This is a genomic window from Seonamhaeicola marinus (genome assembly GCF_008085455.1).
Genome location: NZ_VSDQ01000509.1, coordinates 1 through 335 on the forward strand (window position 1 = coordinate 1; position 335 = coordinate 335).

General features: G+C 34.3%; 1 protein-coding gene. It reads left to right on the forward strand.

Annotated elements, in window-relative coordinates:
• Positions 1-335, forward strand: a 335-nt coding sequence (locus FUA24_RS07990) for a UvrB/UvrC motif-containing protein (protein ID WP_187388219.1), incomplete at both ends; no start/stop codon positions are given.

Here is a 335-nt window from a genome sequence, read left to right on the forward strand (position 1 = left end):
AAAAACAACTGGAAGACATTAAAGAAACCAAAAATGCAGTTGTAAGAAAGCAAAAATATGAAGAGGCTGCTAAACTTAGAGATGATGAAAAACGCTTAGAAAAAGAATTAGCCATAGCCCAAGAAAAATGGGAAGAAGACACCAAACAACATAGAGAAATTGTAACTGAAGATAATGTAGCTGATGTTATTTCTATGATGACAGGTGTTCCTGTAAACCGCATTGCTCAAACCGAAATTAATAAATTGGCAGAGTTACCAAACTTAATTAAAGGTAAAGTAATTGGTCAAGATGAAGCGGTAAGCAAAGTTGTTAAAGCTATACAGCGTAACCGT